The organism is Kitasatospora sp. NPDC091257 (assembly GCF_044757675.1).
Classification (GTDB): Bacteria; Actinomycetota; Actinomycetes; order Streptomycetales; family Streptomycetaceae; genus Kitasatospora; species Kitasatospora lactacystinica.
Window position 1 is genome coordinate 1 of sequence record NZ_JBIVVI010000008.1, and the last position, 22875, is coordinate 22875.

11 protein-coding genes are annotated in these 22875 nt (G+C 71.8%); 2 read left to right on the top strand and 9 right to left on the bottom strand.

Going from position 1 to position 22875, the window contains the following annotated elements; translation table 11 throughout:
- Positions 1–1990: nitrate- and nitrite sensing domain-containing protein (locus tag ACIQOV_RS00825; protein WP_401043334.1), on the bottom strand; the 1990-nt coding region annotated here is incomplete at its 3' end.
- 60 nt (positions 1991–2050) lie between these two features.
- Here ACIQOV_RS00825 and ACIQOV_RS00830 point away from each other — a divergent pair.
- Together ACIQOV_RS00830 and ACIQOV_RS00835 are read left to right on the top strand one after the other, a co-directional pair.
- Positions 2051–2515: a hypothetical protein gene (locus ACIQOV_RS00830; RefSeq protein ID WP_401043336.1), complete on the top strand. Its 465-nt coding sequence runs from the start codon at positions 2051–2053 to the stop codon at positions 2513–2515.
- A gap of 102 nt (positions 2516–2617) precedes the next feature.
- Entirely contained in the window at positions 2618–4312 is a 1695-nt protein-coding gene (locus ACIQOV_RS00835; protein ID WP_401043338.1) for an IS1182 family transposase, read from the top strand.
- A gap of 752 nt (positions 4313–5064) precedes the next feature.
- On the opposite strand, the gene ACIQOV_RS00840 is transcribed toward ACIQOV_RS00835, so the two are convergent.
- The 8 genes from ACIQOV_RS00840 to ACIQOV_RS00875 all read right to left on the bottom strand — a co-directional run bounded on the left by ACIQOV_RS00840 (position 5065) and on the right by ACIQOV_RS00875 (position 22448).
- On the bottom strand, positions 5065–5673 hold the full coding sequence (locus tag ACIQOV_RS00840) for a hypothetical protein (RefSeq protein ID WP_401043341.1): 609 nt from the start codon (positions 5671–5673) through the stop codon (positions 5065–5067).
- Between the two features lie 10 nt (positions 5674–5683).
- Positions 5684–7453, bottom strand: coding sequence for a DEAD/DEAH box helicase family protein (locus ACIQOV_RS00845; protein ID WP_401043344.1), 1770 nt, complete (start codon positions 7451–7453; stop codon positions 5684–5686).
- Entirely contained in the window at positions 7450–9975 is a 2526-nt protein-coding gene (locus ACIQOV_RS00850; RefSeq protein ID WP_401043346.1) for an ATP-binding protein, read from the bottom strand. The genes ACIQOV_RS00845 and ACIQOV_RS00850 overlap by 4 nt, the downstream gene beginning before the upstream one ends.
- 93 nt (positions 9976–10068) lie before the next feature.
- Positions 10069–11484 (bottom strand): PIN-like domain-containing protein, encoded by a 1416-nt coding sequence (locus ACIQOV_RS00855; protein ID WP_401043348.1) that lies wholly within the window; start codon positions 11482–11484, stop codon positions 10069–10071.
- A 59-nt stretch (positions 11485–11543) separates the two neighbouring features.
- Positions 11544–17510 (bottom strand): amino acid adenylation domain-containing protein, encoded by a 5967-nt coding sequence (locus tag ACIQOV_RS00860; RefSeq protein ID WP_401043351.1) that lies wholly within the window; start codon positions 17508–17510, stop codon positions 11544–11546.
- Between the two features lie 103 nt (positions 17511–17613).
- Complete coding sequence (locus tag ACIQOV_RS00865) at positions 17614–19908, bottom strand: ATP-binding cassette domain-containing protein (protein WP_401043353.1); 2295 nt, start codon at positions 19906–19908, stop codon at positions 17614–17616.
- Positions 19909–20095: 187 nt separating this feature from the next.
- Positions 20096–20437: a DUF5132 domain-containing protein gene (locus ACIQOV_RS00870; RefSeq protein WP_401043354.1), complete on the bottom strand. Its 342-nt coding sequence runs from the start codon at positions 20435–20437 to the stop codon at positions 20096–20098.
- Positions 20438–20747: 310 nt separating this feature from the next.
- The gene (locus ACIQOV_RS00875) at positions 20748–22448 is read right to left on the bottom strand and encodes a DUF885 domain-containing protein (protein ID WP_401043356.1); all 1701 of its coding nucleotides are present in this window, start codon (positions 22446–22448) and stop codon (positions 20748–20750) included.
- Positions 22449–22875: the final 427 nt, after the last annotated feature.

Genomic DNA, 22875 nt, shown 5'->3' on the forward strand with positions numbered 1-22875 from the left:
CCCCCGACCCGGGCACGGCGACCAGGTCCCGCTGCCCGCGCCGGCCGCCCGCCGCGGCCCGGTGCCCGGCCGGGCCCGGCTCCGGCTTCCCGTCCGGCGCCTCCGCGAGCAGTTCGCGCGGGATCAGCACGACCGCCGTCGTCCCCCCGTAGGGGGACGGCCGCAGGTGCACCCGGATGCCGTGCCGCCGGGCCAGCCGACTGACCACGAACAGGCCCAGCCGGTCGGTGTCGGCGAGGTCGAACTCCTGCTCCACGGCGAGGCGTTCGTTGATCTCGGCGAGCATCTGCTCGCTCAGCCCGAGGCCGCGGTCGTCGATCTCCAGCGCGAAGCCGTGCGCGACCACCTCGCCCTGGACGGTGACCTGGGTGCTCGGCGGGGAGAACACCGCGGCGTTCTCGACGAGTTCGGCGACCAGGTGGGTGACGTCCGCGACGGCGCTGCCGAGCAGGCCGGTGCCGGGGAACGGCCGGACGATCACCCGGGCGTAGTCCTCGACCTCGCCGACGGCCGCCCGGACCACGTCCACCATCCGGACCGGCTTGCGCCAGGCCCGCCCGGGCGAACCACCGGCCAGGATGATCAGGCCCTCGGCATGGCGGCGCATGCGGGTGGTGAGGTGGTCGACCTTGAAGAGGTCCTCCAGCTCGGCCGGGTCCTCGGTGCGGCGCTCCATGGTGTCGAGCAGGGTGAGCTGCCGGTGCAGCAGCACCTGGCTGCGCCGGGCCAGGTTGACGAACACCGCCGAGACCCCGCGCCGCAGTTCGGCCTGTTCGACGGCGGCCTCGACGGCGGCCCGCTGCACCGCGTTGAAGGCCTGGCCGACCTGGCCGATCTCGGCGTTCCCGAAGTGCAGCTCGGGGGCCTCGGTGGCCACGTCCACCGGCTCGCCGCGGCGCAGCCGCAGCATGACGGACGGCAGCCGGGTGCCGGCCAGCTCGTCGGCCGCGTTGCGCAGGCCGATCAGCTCGCGGGCCAGGCCCCGGCCGATCCGGAACGAGATCATGATGGACAGCACCACGGCGACCAGGCCGACCGCACCGGCGATGCCGCCGCGCCAGAGCATCCCGATCGCCGCGGACCGCGCGCGCTCGTCCAGCCCGGCGGAGATCCGGCTGTTGATCGAGGCGAGGTCGCCGAGCGCCCGGTCGGCGGTCTCCCGCCAGGAGTCGGTGTTGAGCGCCTGGACCACGCGGTCGGGGCCGCCGGCGCCGACGAAGTCCGCTTCGGCTCGGGCCAGTGCGCCCCAGGCCTCCCCGCCGCGCAGCGCGGCGTAGTCGGACTGGTCGGCGGGGTCGAGCTCGGCGACGTAGACGGTGAACAGCGCCTGCTGGTTGTGCAGGGCGTCCAGCGCGACCTGGTACTGCTCGGCGGTGGGCCTGGCGGCGCCGGTGCGCAGGCCCTCCATCGCCGCGTCCTCCTGCGACAGGTACTCCCGGGCACGCACCAGCTCGATCAGGATGGTGCCCTGACGGGGGAGTTGGCCGCTCTGCCGGGCGACGTAGGCGGACCGGAAGCCGAACACCGGCTTGACCAGGTCGCTGTACTGGCCCAGCGCGAACTCCCAGTTCAGCGCGGAACGGCCGACCTGGGCGCGCAGCGGTCCGAGCTGGTCGGCGGCGGCGATGATCTGGACGAAGCGACCGCGCTGGGGGGCGGAGAGCTTTCCGCCGGAGCCGTCCTTCTTCTGCCGCAGCACGTCCAGGCTGCGGTCGGTGGCGGCCTTGGACCGTTCGTAGGCCTCCCTGGCGGTCGGCGACCGCGGGTCGGCCAGCCGCTGGACGGCGGCGCGGCGCTCGTTCTGCAGGTCGCCGGTGTACTGGTCGACCGGGCCCGCGAACTCCTTGTACGTACGGCTGATCCCGAGCTGGTTCCAGACGTCCCCGGTGGTGGCGATGGTCGCGTACGCCCACAGGGCCGTGAGCGCGACGATGGGCACCAGGAGCAGCGCGATGATCTTCGCGCGGATCGAGCTGCTGCGCAGACGCATGGAGTCCTCGGTCGGGAAGTGCCGGGCGCGGACGGGGAGCGGAGGGTGGGCAGAGGAGTCATGGGTCGCCTCTTGTGGCTTGTCCGTGAGGCTCACACCTATCTGCGCCATGAGGAGACGGCCGATGCGGTGCGCGCAGAAGTCGCCTGGGCCCTGGCAGAGACGGGTGCGCGTATGGTCATTGCCCACTCCCTCGGCAGCGTGGTGGTCTACGACTTGCTTAGCCGCGGCGAGGCACCCGGCGTGGCACAGCTGGTCACGTGCGGGTCCCCGCTCAGCTGGCTCGCGGGCCGCAAGGGGATCCACTCAGAGGGCGAACCGCTGACAGTCCCCGCCGGAGTGGAGTGGACGAACCTGTACGCGTCGAAGGACTTCGTGACCGGGTGCGCCGGCCTGTCCCGTGTTGCCTTTGGCATCACGGACATCGAGGTGGACAACGGCAGTTTCCCCTCCTCCCACGATGTCCACCGCTACCTCGACAAGCCGGACCTAGCCAGTCTCATCCTCAAGAGCTGCACCGCCTGAGCTTGACTCTGTCGGGGATCTTGGTGTTCGGCTGCGGGTGATCATGGTGGTGCGCCAGTCTCGCGGGTGCACGATGATCGCGAGATTTCCGAGGAGTCCGAGATGTCGGTCCGTCCCTGTTCGGGTGCCGAGGTCCCGGAGTTGACGGCACGGATGGCGCGGGCCAGCAACCCCGGTGGTACGACGGCGATGTGGGTGCGCGACCGTCTCGACGGCCTGTGGCGGGACGAGGACTTCGCCGACTGGTACCCGCGCGACGGCAGGCCCGGGCTCTCGCCGGCCCAGTTGGCGACGGTGAGCGTGCTGCAGTTCCTGCTGGGCCTGTCCGACCGTGATGCCGTCGAGGCCGTGCGCTGCCGCATCGACTTCAAATACTCACTCGGCCTCGAACTCGACGACCCCGGCTTCCACCACAGCGTGCTGACCGACTTCCGCGACCGCCTGCTCCAGGACGGCCGGGCGGACCGCCTCCTCGACCTCGCCCTGACCCGCCTGAAAGAGGCCGGACTGGTCCGCGAGCGCACCACCCAGCGCACCGACTCCACCCACGTCCTGGCCACCGTCCGCGACCTGACCCGCCTCGAACTGGTCACCGAGGCCGTGCGCGCAGCCCTGGAAGAACTCGCCCGCACCACCGGCCACGCGCTGGACAGCCTGGTCGGCGAGGACTGGGGCCGCCGCTACGGCCGACCGGTTCGCCTGGGCAAGAACCCCACCCGGCCCAAGACCCGGATCAACACCACCGGCGACGACGCCCGCCGCCTGCTCGAACACCTCGGGCACAATCACCCGTCCCTGCTTGGCAGGCCCCAAGTCCAGGTCCTGCGGCAAATCCTGGTGCAGAACTACTACTGGGACCCCGCCGGGCGCCTGCGCTGGCGCGACGAGAACGACGGCAGCGGCCTGCCGCCCTCGGCCAACCGGATCGTCTCCCCCTACGACCCGACGGCCCGCTACGCACGCCGCGGGCAGGTCACCCGCTGGACGGGATTCCTCGCCCACGTGACCGAGACCTGCTCCGGCGACGGACCCAACGTGATCACCGACGTGGCCACCATGCCGGCCACCAGCGCCGACACCGAGGTCCTGCCCGGCATCCACACCCGGCTGGAACGGCGAAGCCTGCTGCCCGACGAGCACCTCGTCGACGGCGGCTACACCTCCCTGCCCCACCTGGAACAGGCTCAGCGCGAACACCGTGTGACCGTTGTCGGACCGCTGCCCGGCAACCCCACCCGCCAGCACCGCCGCGGCGAGGGCTTCGCCCGCGACGACTTCCGCATCGACTTCGACCGCAAGGAGGTCACCTGCCCGCAGGGCCAGGTCAGCGCCGGCTGGCACGGCCCCTACCCGACCTCCTCACCGACCGCCGCTCCACTGATCATCGCCCGCTTCACCAAGGGCCAGTGCCAGCCCTGCCCGGTCCGGGCCAAGTGCACCAGTTCCCGCGACGCCCACCGCTCCGTGGGCTTCCCTCCGCGTGAGCTGCTCGAACTGCAACTGCGCAACCGTGCCGACCAGCAGGATCCGGCCTGGCACAAGCGATATGCGGTCCGTTCCGGCATCGAGGGCACCATCTGCGAGTTCGCCCACGGCCATGGCATGCGCCACTGCCGCTACCGCGGGCAGGCCAAGGCACACCTACAGCACGTCCTCACCGCCATCGCCGTCAACATCGAACGCCTCAGCAAGCAGGCCCCCGACGAAGGCGCGCCCCCACGACCGCCGACAGCCTTCCAGACACACCTCGACCAGCAGGGCATCTCGCGCCTACGTTCCTGGCGAGCCGTCAGCTGACACGGAAGCAACCAAGATCCCCGACAGAGTCAAGCTGAGGCTTCCGGGTTTTGACTGAGCGGGAGGAGAAGAACAGCGCGGCCGTCGGCTCGAACGAGTCCGTCCGCCGACTGGGCCAGGACGCTCACCGACCCCGGCCTCTGCACGGGTCTGCTCTACGCCCGTCACCGGCACCTGCTCGTCCCGCCTCGGCGAGTCGGCCGTGTCAGGGCGCGTACGAGGCGGTTTGTCACCACCCAGGAGCCCTGATGCACCCAGCCGTCCTCTTTGGAGAGCAGGCCCGGTTTGTCGCGGCCGAGACGGGCCCGTGAGGCGGTCATACGCCAGGCCGCCCTGACGGGCAACAGCGGTGCTGTTGCCGTCGCCCCGGCCCATGGCGCATCGGAGCGGGAGCTGAGGAGATCCGCCTATCCGCGCCGGACGAGTACCGCCCAACCGCCGGTCAGCCTGGAGCGATCCGACCGGTCGGTCGGCCCCTACCACTGGACGCCGCCCGGCCGGGTGCTCTGAGGAAGCCGGTGTCGTCGCCGATGGTCTCGACGGTGACGCCCCGCACACCGCCCCGGAACGCACCGGCGTTCCAGGGCGGCCGAGTTCAGCAGGCCCTGCATCCCGTCAGGAGGTCCCCGCCGACCCGTTCCCGCAAGCACCACCCTCAGAACCCGCTTCGGACAGGGGGGCCAGCCGTAGTCTCAGCGCCCCGTCACGGGTCACATCTGTTCCAGGGCGGGGCCGAAGGCCGGATCGGGGGATCAGTCGGCCTGCTCCGAGAGGACGGCCGCTACCGCCTTCCTCTCGTGCTCGGGGGCCTTCTTGTCCCGAAGGTTGTTGGTGATGATCGCGGGGATCAGCGAGGTGTCGAGCTCAAGCGACCTCAAGGTGTAGACGTCGCTGCCACCCTCGCGGCTGGGGACGATGTCCAGGCCCAGCTCCCGCAGTTCGCGGGTGCGGCGCTCCGTGTGGACGGAGTCCCTGGTGACCACGCGCAGCAGGGCCGCGCTCACCGGCTGCCTGTACCTCCGCAGGAGCATCGAGAACAGCTGCTCGTGGGTGCGGCTGCCGTAGGGCACGGTGAGGTAGCGCTCCGGGATCCGGTCCCCGTACTCCTCCGTCATCCGTGCGGCGAGCTGCGCACGGAGGTCCCGGAAGGTGTCGCACTCTGCGGGCAGGCCTGTGCGCACGAGGGCCTGCATGGACTCGGCCAGCAGACGCTTCGCGTACAGGTAGGCATCGAGGAGGTTCTGTGCGTCGGCCTGTGCGTCGTCCTTCTTGAGCTGGTCGAGGACGCCCTCGACCGCGAGGACGGTGTCGGGCTTGAGCCGGTGCCAGTCGGCGCTGGGGTCGGAGTATTGATCGGTCATGTCCAGGGTCCTATCGTTTCGCCGCAGCCGTGATCGAGCTGTCGGGTGGGTAGCGGAGGATGTGCACGTCCTCTCCGGCGTCCTCGACCGCTTCGAGGTCGTCGAGCCATTCGCGCAGGAACTGCTCGCCCGCCTGGTCCGCGCGGTTGGCCCGCATGAACCTGACCTCGCTGCCGATCGTGACCCTGGGGTCGCGAGCAGCGCCGCCCCGGGCGCTGAGCGAGTCCTGCAGGCTCAGGCCCGCGGCGAACCGGCGGATATCGGAGACGAAGTCGAGGACGACCACCTTCTCCTTGCCGGGTGCCAGGCGCAGTCCGCGGCCGAGCTGCTGGACGAAGATCCGGCGGCTGTGGGTGACCCGCTGGAAGACCACGATGTTGACGTCCGGGACATCGACGCCCTCGTTGAGGACGTCAACAGCGCACAGGATGCCGGTGCGGCCGTCGGCGAAGTCCCACAGGAGGCGGTTCCGGGTGGCTGCGTCCACCGCTCTGCCCTCCGCCGTCCGGGAGGCGATCACCTCGGCGCTGGTGAACCCGAGCGCGTTGATCCGGCCCGCCATCCGCTCGGCATGGTCGATGGTCCCGCAGAAGACGATGCCCCGCGGGTTCTCCTGTTCGGCCCACGCCTCGGCGAGGCGGTCGACGACCGCGTCGTCCCATTCGTCGATGAAGACGGTCCGGTTGATCCCCCGGGGGGTGAGCGCGGGGGCGGCCTCGGCGAGCCCGGCTGCCAGCGCGTCCCAGTCGATGTTGTCGGTGAACATCCGGTAGTCGACATTGGCGAGGTACCCCTCGCGGAGCCCGCGCACCATGTCGATGTCCACGACGGGGAAGTCGAACCAGGCGTGCAGGGACTTCCCGTCGGGCCGCCAGGGTGTCGCGGTCATCCCGAGGAGGAACGCGCCGCCTTCGGCAGCCGACAGCTCGCCGAGCACGGCGTTGTAGGCGGTGGTTCCGAGGTGGTGGCACTCATCGACGACGACCAGGCCGAACTCCGGCAGGTCGCGCCCGGCCTCGACGGCGGTGGCGACACTGTCCACGCAGGCGAACACGACGTCCAGGTCGTTGAGCGCGTCCTGGTCCGGGCGCTCGTAGCCGTTCCACACCCCGGTCGCTGCGGAGGCCGGCAGCAGGGGCCAGAACGCACGCTCAAGCTGGTACACGAGCTCGTTCCGGTGCGCGAGGACCAGCGTCTTCACCCCGGGCCGCAGGGCGCGGGCGCGCCGGTGGAACTCGGCGGCCACGAATGTCTTGCCGAGTCCGGTCGCGAGGACGACGAGTGCGCTCCGGGCACCGTTCACCAGCTCGTTCATCAGCCCGTCCACGGCCCGCTCCTGGTAGGCGCGGAGCTGGAAGCGGTCCGGGTCCTGCAGCGCCGGCGGCGTGTCCGGGACTCGCTCCGCCTGCTTCCGGAGCGTGCCCCGGTCCCACAGCTGCAGGGGGACCCCCCTCGCCGCGAGCTGCTCCTGCTGGGCCCGGACCGAGGCCTCGAACCCGTTCAGGCTGACGACGACCGGGATCTGCGCGTCGTAGCGCCGACAGGCATCGACAGTCTGTGCGATGACCTCGGGCCCCACCGGAGACCGCCACCGCTTCATCTGGAAGAGCCAGCGCCGCCCGTTGAGGCTGCCGACCACGTCCGCCCCGCCGTCGCCGGTGGCTCCTGCGAGCTGCACCCCGGAGTACCCGCGCGCCATGATGAGGCGCTGTACGGTCCGCTCGAAGGACTGCCAGCCCGTCCCGGCCAGGTTGAGGTCGGTGACGATGCGCTGGGTCATGCGAGCTTCCCGGCCAGGAAGTCGACGGCGGCCCGCGCACGGACGACGATGAGCCGCTCGGGCTGGTCGTAGCGGAGGTACGAGGCGCAGTCCTCAAGGCAGCGCAGGTACTTGACCCGGAGGTCCTCCTGCAGCTTCCGGGCGATCACGGTACCCGCCTCGCTCTCACTGGGCCACGGGTCCTCCCAGACCAGTCCGTTGAACCAGCCCTCGGGGTGGCGTCCGAAGAAGGCGCTGACCGTGTCGCGGTCGCAGTAGCGCAGGTAGCCGCCGGTGGACTTGAGGCGCCCGAGCTCCGCAAGGTCGGCGCCGGATTTGATCATCGACCCGGCGAGCGCAAGCTGCTGCGCCTCGTCGAGCTCGTCGTAGAACCGGTCGGCATGCGGCGCTCTGAGGATCCGCTCCGTGATCTGGTCGAACAGCGACTTGATGTCGCTCCGCACGCCGTCGGGGCTGTCCGTCACCGCGTCCCCCCAGCCCTTCTTGAGGACTTCCGCGGTCAGCACGGCGGCCGTGTGCCCGGGCCGGCCCTGGAGGTTGCGGTGGAGGGAGTGGAGGAACTGGGCGACCTCGGTCGCGACCAGGAACTCCGGCCGCAGCCCCATCGCCGTGAAGACCGCGTGGGTCGGGTCGATGTAGACGGTGATCTGCCGGGTGTCCGCACTGGTGACGAGCGGGACTGCCGCTTGCCCGAAGGCGGGGAGGATCGGCCGGTGCGTCGTCCGCACCCGGACGTCCAGCGGGCTGCTCGTCTTCCCGTCCGCCAGCACGACAGCCAGCTGCTCAGCGCTGAGCTCCTCGGCGTCCGCGGATGCGGAGCTCAGCGCTGAGGGGCTGGCCGGGTGGGGTGCGTCCTTGACGTGCCCGCACCTCTCGCAGCGCTCCGCTCCAGCCTTGTTCTCCTGGGCGCAGAACGTGCACTTCCAAGGGAGCTGGACCCTGGGCACCTGGGAGGTGCCGCAGTGCGGGCACACCGTCGCGGAGCGCAGGATCTGCTTGCCGCACCCGGCGTCCAGGCACGGCTTTCCGTCGAGCACCTCGCCGCAGCCCCCACACTCCTCGGCTGTCGGCGTGTTCTGGAAGCCGCACTCCGGGCACTCGGGGAGCACCTGGATCGGCGGCTCCGCGGCCGTCTCGACGAGCTCCCACCACTTCGCGTCGCTGTGGTAGCCGGGCTCGCGGTTGAGGAAGCGCTGGTAGTACTCCTCCTCAACGCTCCGCGGGATCCGGTCGGCCTTGCCCTTGGCAGGGTTGTACTTGCCCATGTACATGTCGCCGCGGCCGAAGTTGCGGACCTTTCGGTAGCCCTGGAAGAGCAGCGACACCGGCGAGTCGTTCGTCTCGCCGTCGGTCCAGTGGTTGGGCAGCAGCGAACCCCCGCGCAGGAACCCGATGGCCTCCTGCCACTCGTCGGAGGCCAGCTGGAAGTGCTGCTTCTGGAAGTCGACCGGCACCTGGTCCAGGTGGACCTCGCCGACGATCCGGCCGTACTGCTGGTCCACCGGGTACTCGCGCTCGGCACGCCCGGTGGCCTCGTCGGAGAACTCGAAGAACGCCGCCTTCTCCGCCTGGCGGATGGCCCGCCCGTTCCGGATCAGGTCGATCCCGAAGTCGTTCTGGTCGTCGAAGCGCTGGATGCCCACCCAGCCGCGCACCCGGTGGCTTATCTCCCGGCTCTCCGCCCCACCGCACCGAGGGCAGGCGCTGTGCTCGCCGAAGTCGGTGCCGTCGTGGAGGCAGCGCCGCGCACTGCTGATGACCCGGTCGAAACTGATCTGGGCGGGGATCTTGCCGTAGGCCTTCCGCTCGACGAAGCGGTCCGGCGACCACACGCAGTGCTCGAAGGCCTGGCAGCGCTCGTTGTTGACCGTGATGACCACCGGGTTGGCCGCGCCCGGACGCAGCAGCGTGGCGTACCGCCGTCCCAGCCGACTGCGCAGTGTCTTCCTCGGCATCTTCGCGAGCTCGCGGATGAAGCCGCTGTTGGCGTCCCCGTCAGGCCACCAGTCCCGGATCTCCACGACTGTCCCGTGGCGGAGGCCCTGCGGCTTCTCGATCTGCTCGGCCCGCGCGGTGAAGGTCTGGGACTGCATGAGCTCCGGCAGATCGAGCGTGACCTGGACTGCGTGGCTGTCCCCCTCGCGTGCGGAGATCACCCGTGTGACGCGTCCGAGCTTCCCGGTGGCGATGTTGAAGCCCATGCCGAACAGGCCCAGGGTGTCGTAGTGGTTCTTGGAGGAGTAGCCGGCCCGCATCGAATCGGCGATCTGCTCCTCAGTGAGGCCCGGCCCGGTGTCCCGGACGCGGATCATCCCCTCGCCCCGCGCGACCTCGGCGGACCCCGGAACCTCAATGATCACCTGGCGGACCGCAGACGGGGCCCCTGAGGTGGCAGCTGCCCGGAAGGAGTCGATGGCGTTGTCGATGAGCTCGCTGAGCGCGTCGATCGGAAGGATCGGGGTGCGCGTGAGCGCCACGAGCACCTTGGGGTCGGGGGTGATGTCGATCGGCTTGTGCGCCATCTTCTGGTCGGCTCCGTGTCCAAAACTCGAATAACGGGGTGGGTCCGCCCCGCCAGCGTGACCCGCAACGGGCCGTCCGCACGCGTACCGCTGTCAGGCCCTCGGCTGCACCTGTCGTGCGGCCAGCCTCTGCAGCGGCAGACGGTCCGTCTCGCCGGCGTCCCGCACCAGCTGGACGAACCAGGGAGCCACCCAGGTATCGCTGCGATACGGCCACTCGCCCTGGACGAGCGCCGTCCCGGGATACCACTCCGGAGCGGGCCTGGCCTCCGACCGGACTGCCGCACAGAGCTCCACGAGGGGCTCGTCGTCATCAGGCACACGGAACCCGAGTTCGGCCGTCACTCCGATCAGCCACCACTGGAAGTGCCGTCGCCGCTCCGATTCCGCGAGCTGCCGCACCGTACGGGTCGTGAGGCCCGCCGCACGGTAGGCCGCCAGCGCCAGGCCGTCCGGCGGCGTGATGACGTGGGCGTTGTCATCCGTCACCGAGGAGTCCCCCTCGGTGCTGCGCTGCGCCACTGCCTCCGCCGCCCGGTCGATCTCGTCGTAGGCGGCGGTGGTGAGCTCCATGCCCGGAGCGAGGAATTCCTCGATGCCCTGGAAGAACTGCCCCGGCTGTTCGATGCGGAGCTCGGCACCCGTCCGCTGCCGCAGCTCCTCGAAGAGCTGCGGCCACGGGCGCTTCCCGCCCTTGGCATCGAGCTCCTCGTACCAGTCCTTCTTCGAATCAGCGGATACGAGCAGGACCCGTTTCACGCCCGGGTCGACCGCCTTGTCCAGGATCTCAGCCCAGATGAGGTAGTCGCCGACCCGGTCCAGGGGCTTCCCCTTCTTCCCGTCGTCGGCGAATCCCGGAGGGATCTCGTTCGGGAACCGGAAGGAAAGGGCCTCCTCCAGCCGGCGCTGCACCACCGCGTACTCCGTCGGCAGGGCGAGGCGGTCCTCGAACAGCGCCGCCACCTCCGGCAGGACAGGATCATCCGACTCCACAGCGGCAGGCAGGAGGTCGTGGCCGTGCTTCAGCTTCTTGGCATGATCCTTCAGGAGGACCTGCCACTCACCCAGCAGCGCCTTGACTGTCGTCTGGTTGATCGTCTCGTCCAGACCGCTCTGCGCAGCGTCGTCATTGGCGTACTTCTTCAGAAGCACCTTGACGTGCGCGCTGGCAGCCAGCACCGACCTGTGGGCCTGCTGCAGGTGCCGGTCGATGACGGCCGCGGCATCGCCGAGCTCCCTGGTGCGCTCGAGGATCACACGGCGGCGGCCCCGCACAAACTCCTGCCCGACCTGGTAGGGCAGCCAGAGGCGCTTGGAGATCTGTGCCAGGACCGACAGGACCTGGTTCCGCACGGCGGGGTTGTACTCATACAGGCTGAGGAGCACGTTGGTGTCGAGCACGACGAGAGCGTCCTCGAAGAACGCCTTCCGGTCAGCTGCTCCCACACCGCCGTCGGGGAGGACCCAGGACCGGAACTGCTCCACCAGTGGCAGATCTGCCTGTCCCACGTTTCCTTGCTCCCTCCCCAGCTGCGGGCTCACCATCCTGTCGAGGCAAGCGGAACCCGTCAAGGCACAATTACGGAGCGGAGTCGCCCTGGATAGTCCTGACCCGTCCTACCCCTGTGCGGCGGGCCCTCCGCGCCTGGACGCGACCTGCCCCGGAAGGCCCGGCCCAAGACCGCGCGGCACCGCGCCCAGGCCAGCACGGCGACCTGGGCGACGCCGGGGTGTGCGGCGAGCGCCGCCTCGATCTCGCCGAGCTCGATCCGGAAGCCGCGCACCTTCACCTGCTGGTCGGCCCGGCCGACGTAGCGCAGGCTGCCGTCGGCCGCCCGGCGCACCACGTCGCCGCTGCGGTACATCCGGGAGCCGGCCGGTCCGAACGGGTCGGCGAGGAACCGCCCGGCGGTCAGGCCGGGCCGGTTCAGGTAGCCGCGTGCCAGGCCCGGGCCCGCGACGTACAGCTCGCCCGCGACGCCCGGGGCGACCGGACGCAGGCCGTCGTCGAGGACGTACGTCCGCAGGTCCGGGACGGCCGTCCCGATCTGGCCGGCCGGGGTGCCGGACCGGTCGAGCGCCGCGTGGGTGACGTGCACCGTGGTCTCGGTGATGCCGTACATGTTGACCAGCCGCGGCGCGTCGTCCGGGTGCCGCTCGTACCAGCCCGCGAGGCGGGCGGGCTCCAGCGCCTCTCCGCCGAACACCACTGTGCGCAGGGCGAGTTCCGGCCTCGTCTCCTGATCCGCCTGGATCAGCTGGTGGAAGGCGGACGGGGTCTGGTTGAGCACCGTCACCCGCTCGCGGGCGAGCAGCTCCAGGAAGCGGCCGGGCGAGCGGCTGGTCTCGTGGTCGACGACCACCAGCCGGCCGCCGTGCAGCAGCGCGCCCCACAGCTCCCACACCGAGAAGTCGAAGGCGTAGGAGTGGAAGAGCGTCCAGACGTCCTCGGCGGAGAAACCGAACAGTTCCCGGGTGGTGGCGAACAGCCGCACCACGTTCCGGTGCGGGACCACGACGCCCTTGGGGTTGCCGGTGGAGCCGGAGGTGTGGATGACGTAGGCGGGGTGGGCGGGATCGACCGCGACCTCCGGGTCGGTGTCCGGCAGCCCGTCCAGGTCGGTGGTGTCCAGCAGCAGCCGGTCCACCGCCTCCGCGCCCGGCAGGTCGCCGATCCGGCCGGTCGTCACGAGCAGCGCGGGCCGGGTGTCCTGGAGCAGGTAGGTGATCCGGGCCGCGGGGTACTCCGGGTCCACCGGCACGTACGCGGCGCCGGCCTTGAGCACCGCGAGGATCGCGACCACCAGCTCGGCCGAGCGCGGCAGGCCCAGCGCCACCAACTGCTCCGGCCCCGCCCCGCGGGCGATCAGGGCGTGCGCGAGCCGGTTGGCCCGGGTGTTCAACTCGCCGTACGTCAGGCTGGTTTCGCCGTCCGTGAGCGCGACCGCGGCCGGGTTCGCCCGGACCTGTCGCTCGAACAGCGCGGGGATGCCGGTCTCCGGCAGCTCGCCGTCCCGGCCTTCGCCGGCCGTCAGCAAGGCGCTCAGCTCGTCGGCGGACAGCACGTCCACCCGGCCGATCCGCCGACCGGGGTCGGCGACCGCGGCCCGCAGCAGTCGCAGCCACCGCTCGACGATCCCGGCGGCGGTGGCCTCGTCGAACAGGTCGGTGCTGTACTCCAGGACGCCCGAGAGGCCGTCGGGCTGTTCGGCCAGGACGAAGGTCAGGTCGCACTTGGCCGTCCCGGTCTGGACCAGATCGGTCGCCACCCGCAGCCCCGGCAGCTCGAACGCGCCGAGCGGAGCGTTCTGCAGGGCGAGCATGGTCTGGAACAGCGGGTGGTGCGCCAGCGTCCGGGACGGGTTCAGCGCCTCCACCAGCTGCTCGAACGGCACGTCCTGGTGCGCGTACGCGGCGAGCGCGTCGGCGCGCACCCGGCCGAGCAGTTCGGTGAAGGACGGGTCGCCCGACAGGTCGGCGCGCAGCACCAGGGTGTTGACGAAGAAGCCGACCAGGTCGTCCAGCGCCTCGTCGGTGCGTCCGGCGATCGGCGTTCCGATCGGGACGTCGGTGCCGGCGCCGAGCTTGCCCAGCAGCGCGGCCAGCCCTGCCTGGAGCACCATGAACAGGCTGGCCCCGCCGTCCCGGGCGAGCGCACGCAGGCCCTGGTGCAGTTCGGCGTCGATCCGCACCGGCAGCTGGGCGCCCCGGTAGGACATCGCCGTCGGCCGGGGCCGGTCGAACGGCAGCTCCACCTGCTCGGGAAGGTCCGCCAGCTGCTCGCGCCAGTAGGCCAGTTGACCGTTCAGCAGGCTGTCCGGGTCCGAGCCGTCGCCGAGCAGGTCCCGCTGCCACAGGGCGTAGTCGGCGTACTGGACGGGCAGCGGCGCCCATTCCGGTTTCGCCCCCGCGGAGCGGGCCGCGTACGCGGTCGTCAGGTCCTGCGAGAGCGGCCCCGTCGACCAGCCGTCACCGGCGATGTGGTGCACCACCAGGAGGAGCACGTGCTCCTCCCGTCCCAGCCGGAACAGCTCGGCGTGCAGCGGCGGCTCCGCGGCGAGGTCGAATGCGTGCCGGGCCGCCTCGGCCAGCCGGTCCGTCAGGTCGCGCTCGCCGACCTCGGTCATCCGCAGCCTCGGCCGTGCCGCGTCGGGGTCCAGCACCCGCTGGCTCGGCACGCCGTCGACCGCCGGGAACACCGTGCGCAGGCTCTCGTGCCGCTCGACCACGTCCGCCAGGGCGGCCTCCAGGGCCCGCCGGTCCAGCTCTCCGGCAAGCCGCAGCGTCAGCGGGATGTTGTACGTGGCGCTCGGGCCCTCCATGCGGTGCAGGAACCAGAGCCGGCGCTGCGCGAAGGACAGCGGGACCGCCCCGGGCCGCTCCCGCCGCCCCAGGGCCGGCCGTGCCCGGCCGGCGGCGTCCACCGCCGCCGCCAGCTCCGCCACCGTCGGCGTGTCGAACAGGTCGCTCAGCCTCAGCTCCACGCCGAGGGCCGACCGGACCCGGGAGACCAGTCGGGTGGCCAGCAGGGAGTGCCCGCCGAGGTCGAAGAAGCTGTCGTCCGAGCCGACGTCGGCCACCCCGAGCACCTCGGCGAACAGCCCGGCGAGCAGGTGCTCGGTGGCGGTGCGCGGGGCGCGGCCCGGGACGGCGGCGGTCTGCTCCGGCGCGGGGAGGGCCCGCCGGTCGAGCTTGCCGTTCGGCGTCAGCGGCAGTGCGTCCAGCACCACGAACGCCGACGGCACCATGTACTCCGGCAGCCGCTCCCGCATCCGGGTCCGCAGGGTGTCCGACCGGACGGCCCGCCCTTCGGCGGGGACGACGTAGCCGACCAGCCGGGGCTCGTCGTCGGTGCGCACCACGGCGGCGGCCCGGGCGACCTCCGGGTGCTCCACCAGGACGGCCTCGATCTCGCCGAGTTCCACCCGGAATCCGCGGATCTTGACCTGGTCGTCGGTGCGGCCGAGGAATTCCAGGTTCCCGTCCGGGCTCCGCCGCACCAGGTCGCCGGTGCGGTACATCCGCGAACCGCTCGGCCCGAAGGGGTCCGCCACGAAGCGCCCGGCCGTCAGGACCGGCCGGTTCAGGTAGCCCCGGGCCAGCCCGGCACCGGCGATGTACAGCTCGCCCGGCACACCGGCGGGAAGCGGACGCAGCGCGCTGTCGAGCACGTACAGCCGGGCGTTGGTGACCGGTCGGCCGATGACCGGGACCGGGCTCGAACCCACCGGCGCGACCACCGAGTTGACCGTGCACTCGGACGGCCCGTAGAGGTTGAGTCCGCGCACCCCGTCGGCCTCCCGCAGATCCGCCCAGAGCTGCGCGGGGACGGCCTCGCCGCCCGCCGCGAGCAACGCCGGCCGCCACTGCGGATCGCTCAACAGCCCGTGCGCGACCAGGACCCGGAGGTAGGACGGGGTGGCCTCGATGTAGTCGAGCCCGCAGCGCGCGGCGTAGCCGACGAAGGCGTCCGGGTCGGTCCAGGTCGCGTGGTCCAGGACGTGCAGCTCGTGGCCCCCGAACAGGGCGAGCAGCTGGTTCAGGGAGGCGTCGAAGGACACCGACGTGGTCAGCGCGACCCGCAGCCGCTGCCGCTCGTCGAGCACCGGCCGGAACATGGCCTGCCGGTGGTCGGTGAGCAGGTTCAGCAGGCCGCCGTACGTCGGCAGCACGCCCTTGGGCCGCCCGGTGGAGCCGGAGGTGTAGATGACGTACGCCGGGTGTGCCGGATCGACGGCCACCCTCGGGTCCGTGTCCGGCAGCCCGTCCAGGTCGGCGGTGTCCAGCACCAGCCGGTCGACGGAACCCGCCTCGGGCAGCCGCTCGCCGCTGCGGGAGTCGGTCACCAGCAGCGTCGGCCGCGCGTCGTCGAGCAGGTACCCGATCCGGGCGGCCGGGTACTCCGGGTCGACCGGGACGTACGCCGCACCGGTCTTCAGCACCGCGAGGATCGCCACCACCAGCTCGGCCGAGCGCGGCAGGGCCACCGCCACCAGCCGCTCCGGTCCGGCGCCCCGGGCGATCAGGGCGTGCGCCAGCCGGTTCGCGCGCGCGTCCAGCTCCGCGTACGTCAGCGAGACGTCCCCGCACACCAGCGCGACGAGGTCCGGGGCCGCCCGCACGTGCTCCCGGAACAGCTCCGGCAGGCTCGTGGCCGGGACCTCCGCCGCCGGCCCGCTGCCGACGGCCGCCAGCTCGCCGTGTTCCTCGGCCGTGAGCAGCTCGATCCGGCCCAGCAGGTCGTCCGGGTCGCAGTCCGCGACGGTGTCGAACAGCGCGAGCAGCCGCTGCTGGTGCGCGGCGAGGTCGTCGTCGCCGTACGCCTCCGGTGCTCCGTGGAGCCTGAGGAGCGGAGGGTTGCCGTCCCGGTAGTCGAACACCCAGACCGCCAGGTCGGTGGTCGATCCGGACACGAAGTGGTGCACGGCGGCGGGGTGCCCGCCGAAGCCCGGCCTGGAGTTGAAGGCCATGATGTTGACGATCAGCGGGAACGCCGTGCCGATGCTGCCGGGCGCGCCGAGGTCGCGCAGCAGGTCCTCGCTCCGGTAGCGCTCGTGCGCGACGGCCGCCTCGACCTCCCCCGCCACCTGGTCGACGAGTTCGCGCCAGCGCATGTCGGGGCGCACGGTCAGCCGCAGGGGCACCACGTTGGACATCGTGCCCGGCACCGACATCAGGTCCCGGTCGGCGGATCGACGGGCCGTCACGGGGAGGGCGAGCACGACGTCCTGGGTGCCGGTCAGCCGGTGCGCGTAGAGCGCCGTCGCCGCGATCACCAGACGGGACCAGCGGACACCGGCCCGTCCCGCCGCCGCCCGCAGCGCGTCCGGGCGACGCAGTTCCCGCTCCTCGCGCAGGCGCAGGGCCAGGTTCGGGTCGGTCGGGGACCGGTCGGTGAGCCTCGTCGGTGCCGGCCGGTCCGCGAACCGCTCCGTCCAGTAGGCGCGGTCGGCGGCGAAGTCGGCGGACGAGCGGTAGGCGGCGTCGCTGTCGACCAGCTCCCGCAGCGAACCGAACGGGGACGGCGGCACCGGGCCGCCCTCGGCCAGCGCCGAGTACACCTCGCCGACCCGCTGCCGGACCAGGGCACTGCTCAACGCGTCCAGCACGACGTGGTGGTAGTTCAGGTACCAGAGGAATTCCGTCGGTGACAGCCGGATCAGCGCGTGGCCGAACAGTGGGTCGCGGGCGAGGTCCAGCGGGCGCGTCAGGTCCCGCTCCATCCACTCCATGGCCGCCGCCCGGGGAGCGGGTTCCCCGCTGAGGTCGAGGTGGGCCGGCGCCCAGTCCCAGGTCTCCCGGACGACCTGCCGCGGGCCCTCGCCGTCGTCGACGAAGCTCACGTGCAGGGCGTCGACCTCGTCGACCACCCGGCGCAGCGCGGTCTCGAACGACTCCGGGTCCACCGGCCCGTGGATCTCCAGGCATTCGCCGACGCGATAGCCCGGGATGGCCGTCCGGGAGCGTTGTTCGGCCAGCCAGATCTCGCGCTGGGCCGCGGTCAGGGGAAGGACGTCGCCGTCGCGACGGGGCATGGGGGTACCTCCAGAAGAATGGGCAGGCGTGTGCGCAGGGCACGCCGGGCCCCGCCGACCGCGGTGGCGTCACGCGGTCGGCGGGCGGGTGCTGCTGCTGTGGTCAGGCGGCGAGTTCGCCGGCCTGGAGCTGCCAGAGGGATGCGTAGAGTCCGTGCCGGGCGAGGAGTTCGTCGTGGGTGCCCTGTTCGGCGACCACGCCGCCCTTGTCCATGACGTAGATCCGGTCCGCGTGGCGGACGGTGGAGAGCCGGTGGGCGATGACGACCATGGTCCGCTCGGCCGCGAAACTCCGCAGGGTGCGCTGGATGGCGGCCTCGGTCTCGTTGTCCACGGCGGAGGTGGCCTCGTCGAGGACCACGACCGGTGAGTCCTTGAGGATCGCCCGGGCCAGGGCGATCCGCTGGCGCTGGCCGCCCGAGAGCGCGGCGCCGCGTTCGCCGATCAGGGTGTCGTAGCCGTCCGGCAGCGTCGCGACGAAGGCGTGCGCCTCGGCCATCATGGCCGCCTCGACCACGGCCTTGTCCGAGGCCCCGAAGCTGCCGTAGCGGATGTTGTCGGCGATGCTGCCGTCGAAGAGGAACGGGTCCTGGGCGACGAACCCGATCGCCTGGCGCAGGTCCCGGCGGGGCAGGTCGCGCACGTCCCGCCCGTCGAGCAGCACGCTGCCGGACTCCGCGTCCTGGAAGCGCATCAGCAGCTTGGCGACCGTCGTCTTGCCGGAGCCGGTGGCACCGACGAGGGCGGTGACCTGCCCGGCGGGGATGGTCAGTGAGAGGTCCTCCAGCACCGGCGGCCGGCCGGGGTAGGCGAAGGTCACGCCGTCGAGGACGACCTCGCCCCGTACCTTCCCGGTGTCGAGCGGTCCGCCGGTGCCCTCGGCCTCGACGGGCAGGGCGTGCAGCCGGTGGACCCGGTCGTAGGCGGCGAGCGTGCGCTGGTACTGGTCGACGATGCCGCCGAGCCGGTTCATCCGCAGCAGCACCATCTGGGGCAGCCCGATCAGCGGGCTGAACACCTCGAACGGCAGGCTTCCGTTGAGCACCGACCGACCGCCGATCAGCAGGGTGCCCGCCATCGAGCTGGTCGTGCAGACCCGGACGGTCTCGGCGTGCCGGATCGTGCTCCGGTCGGTCCGCTCATTGCTGTCCTGGGCCCGCGCGCTCAGCCGGTCGATGCGCTCGGCCTCGTAGTCCTCGGTGCAGAAGCTCTTGACGGTGGCGCTGGCCTCCAGGGTGTTCACCAGTTGGCTGTGCAGCCCGGCCCGGTCCTCCCCGGCGACGGCGTAGTCGGCGGTGACCTTCTCCTGGTAGCGGAGCGACAGCCAGGCGATGACCGGGATGGGCAGGAAGGCGATCCAGGCGATCTGCGGTGCCAGCAGCAGGAACACCGGCACCAGGATGGCCAGGCTGGTGCCCATCTGGAGCACGTCGTTGGCCGAGGTGGTGAAGAAGGCGCCCAGCTGGCGGACGTCGTCGGTGAGCACGCCGGCGATCCGGGTGGTCCGTTCGCCTTCCAGGTGCCGCAGTTCGAGGTGCTGGACGTGGTCGTACGTGCGGCTCCGCCAGTCGTGCTCGATGTCCTGGCCGAGTCGGCGCCACTGGAGGTTCGAGGAGTAGGAAAGGCCCGCGACGGCGGCACAGGCGACGGCCACCAGCCCTGCCAAGCCCCAGAGTTGGGCGGACGCGGTGGTCAGGCCGATGCGGACCAACGGCGCGGCCTCGCCCTTGATGAGGACCAGCGCGGTCCAGCCGAGGAAGGTGGCGAGCGCCATCTCCGCGACCTGGCAGGCGACCGAGAGCGCGGAGGCGCGGAAGAGTCGGCGCCGGTGCGGTCCGACGACCTCCAGCAGGGGGTGGCGTTCGGTTCCGGTCCCGGCCGGCTCGCCGGCCGTGTCGGCCGTTCCGCGCCAGGCCTTCCGAAGGACGGCCACGGTCGCGGTCGCGACCCCGCCGAGTGCCACCAGTTGCCTGCTCAGCGCCGACCCCCGGATCAGCGCGACGCTGGCCGCCACCCCGCCGCCGACGGCGAGGACCGGTCGCACGACGAGGCCGCGGTCCGGGCGCGGGGCCGATGCGGCGGGCCGCGCCGGCGCCGGGCGCACCGTCCCGGTCGGCCCCTCCAGGACCAGGGTGACGGCCCTGCGGACGATCCGGCCGACGTCCGCGGCGCGCACCCGCGCGTCGTGCCGGACGAGGACTCCACCGGTGACCGGACTCGCCTGCGCCTCGGTGATCCCGGGGACGCGCCGCAGGGCGGCGGCGAGGATCTCGGCCGTCCGGGGCCGTCCGAGGACCGGCTTGACGTCCCAGCGCTGGCGCCCCGGGATGACCGAGCGCGGGCGCACGTCCGAATCCACGGGAAGGTTCCCGGCCGCTGCGGCCAGCAGAGATGGCATGTGTACGATCACCTGTTTGCGGAGGTCGCGGATGGACCGTCACTGGGCATGACGGAGCACCGCGACGAATGGAAAGTCTGAAGGGAAAGCGATACGGCCGACAGGGCGGTGGTAGCTGCTCGGGCACATCTTCCGAGACCGGTCGAAACATGCGCCCGAGCGACTGATCGGTCCGCGGGGCGGAGCGTCAGGGCGTCTTGCCGGCGCCGGCGGTCGCGGTCGCGCGGATCTTCGGGGCCCTCGACTCGTGCTCGACCCGGTGGACGGGCTCGGTCTTCTCCTTGTGCGGGACGGGGCCCTCGGCGGCCCGGCGGTGCTCGTCGGCGGTGATCTGCGCTGCCACCATGTCGGCGGCCACCTCGGCCGCGAGGTCGTGGATGCCCTCTCCGGCCTCATGGGCCGCCTTCTTCACCTCCATGGCGATGCCGACGGACGTCTTGACGACGCCACGGACCAGCGGCTTGAGGAGCCGCTTGGCCAGCGGCGCGACGACGAGGCCGATCAGGAAGGGCGGTACTACGGGCGGCATGATGCTCCAACCTCTCTACGCAGACGGATGACAGGGGACCCCGGGGGCACTGCGAACTCCGGAGCACGCACAACAGGGCGGACGGAAGCACCCGTGTCCGAAATTCTTCGTTCCCGTGCCGGATTCCCTGCTGGGCCGAAAATTCGTCTTGGGGTCCACCGCCCGCTCCCTGGCCACCGTAGTCGAGCCAGGTCCACCGAGAGCAAACTTCCTTGGCAGATTTCACCCGTGCGAGTGCTTTAAATCCAATCCGCCTCCAAGGGTTTAAGTATGCATACTCACCGAATAAGCCAATGATCCTATTTACATATCAGGCCCCGTCCTTAGCCCCTCGTTCCACCCGTCGGCGCAGCACGGGGAACGGCAGCCCGCCACCACCCAGCACGGCCTCGTGGAAGGTCCGCACCTCGAAACCGGCCCCCTTCTCGGCCTCCGCCCGGGCCCGCAACCGAACGAACTCCAGGTAGCCCGCACGGTAGGAGAGCGCCTGCCCGGGCAGGTCCGTCGCGTAGCGCAGCAGGTCCGAGGCGATCTGGCCGTCCGCCTCGGTGGAGTTGGCGCGCATGAAGTCCCGGGCCTGCTCCAGGCTCATCGTCCCGAGGTTGAGCCCGGTGTCCACGACGAGGCGCTGCGCGGTGAATCGCTCCTGCGCAAGGCGCCCGTAGGCGTCCCAGGGGTCGTCGTAGAGGCCCATCTCCCAGCCGAGGCCCGCCGCGTACTCGGCCCAGCCCTCGTTGAAGGCGCCGAACTCGGCCACCTCACGACGCAGTTGCGGCAGCACGCGGTTCTCGGCCTGCCGGGCGAGGTGGAAGTGGTGCCCGGGGGCCAGCTCGTGGTGGATCAGGGAGGCCGCGCCGATCAGCGAGCGCCCTTCCAGACCGGAACCGTTGTAGCGGTAGCGCCCGATCGGGGCGGCCGGAGTCGGCAGCTCGTAGTACCCGAAGGTCATCCCCGCCTCCAGCGCCGGATCCAGCCGCGCCAGTCCGTACGGCGCGGCCGGCAGCACCGCGAACCAGCGCGGCAGCAACGGGGCGAGCCGGTCGAGGTAGCCGCGATAGCGGGCCTCGACCTCCTCGGGAGTCCGCGCGTAGAGCCGGGGCTCGGTGCGCAGCCGCTCGTGGAACTCCCCCTCCGGGCCGTGGAATCCGAGGGCGACGCGGACCTCCCGCATCCGCTCGGCGAGCTCCCGGCACTGCTCCCGGCCGAGCTCGTGGAGCCGCTCGGGCGGCGTGTCGCCCCCGCTGTGGATCCGGACGAACTCCCGGTACGTCTCCTCCCCGCCCTCGTACCGCGCCCAGCCGACGGCCCGCGGTGCCTCCCGCAGGTAGTCCGGGTCGTCGAGGACGGCGAGCAGGCCGTCGAAGACCGGGGCCAACTCCGCCTCCACCAGCCGCCGCACCCCGTCCCGGAGTCGGCCCCGGACGGCCGGGCCGAGCCCGCCGAGCCGGCCGCCGTCCACCGCCACCCGACGCGTCACGGAGCTCCGCAGGCCGACGACGGTGGTGCGTGCGCCGGCCAGGGCCGGGGCCGGCACCCGGAAACCGCGGGCGGCCTGTTCCGCCGTCTTGTCGACGATCGAGCCGACCGCCCGGGCGAGCTGGTGCAGCAGCGACAAATACCGCTCGACGTCGGACGGTTCGACGAACCGGAAGGGGCACAGGACCGCGTCGACGTACTGCGACAGCGGGAACAGCCGGTACGGCGTGGCCGCGGGCGTCAGCCCGTAGCAGCGGTGGGCGCGCACCTCCTGCTCGGCCAACCCCGCGAGGAATCCGACGGTGTCGGTATCGGTACCGGACAGCTCCGCGCCGTCGAGCGTCCGCGCCCGGGCCAGCACCTCCTCGGCGAACCGCGCCCGCTCCTCGGCCTCGGCGGGCGACACTCCGGGGAGCGTCTCGACCGGGAGCCCCTGGCGGACTCTCAGCAGTGGATCGCGCTCCAGCAGGAACTCCCAGTAGCGATCCGCCAGATGGCTCGTCGCCCGGCCCGGCTCGTTCGTCCTCGCGCTCATGCGGCCAGTGTGGCGGTGACGGGTCGGCCGCCCTGCCCGGTCGGCGAAACAGCAGCCGCAGTATCCCTCGAACGGATGAGGCGGCGGGTTTCGCCCCCGACCCGTACGGAAGCCGACCGCATCAACCGGAGCGCCGGGATATCACCGTGCGCACGGACGTTCTGATGAGCTTACTTGTCCCTGGTCGGCGCGCCAGGAGGGTCCCGCATGCGTGCGCCGCATCCGGTTTCCGGGACCGCGGCGCCCTCATCACCCGGACCGCCCGACGTAGCGTGCTCGGCGACCCCTGCGCCTCCGGCCACTGCCACACCGCCCCGGAGGTCCTGATCGCGCCCGAGCGGAGCACCGTCGCATGACCGTCACCCAGGACAAGCCCCTGCACCACCACACCGGCGCGGGGCTACCCGCCCCGTTCGCCGTCGCGGGG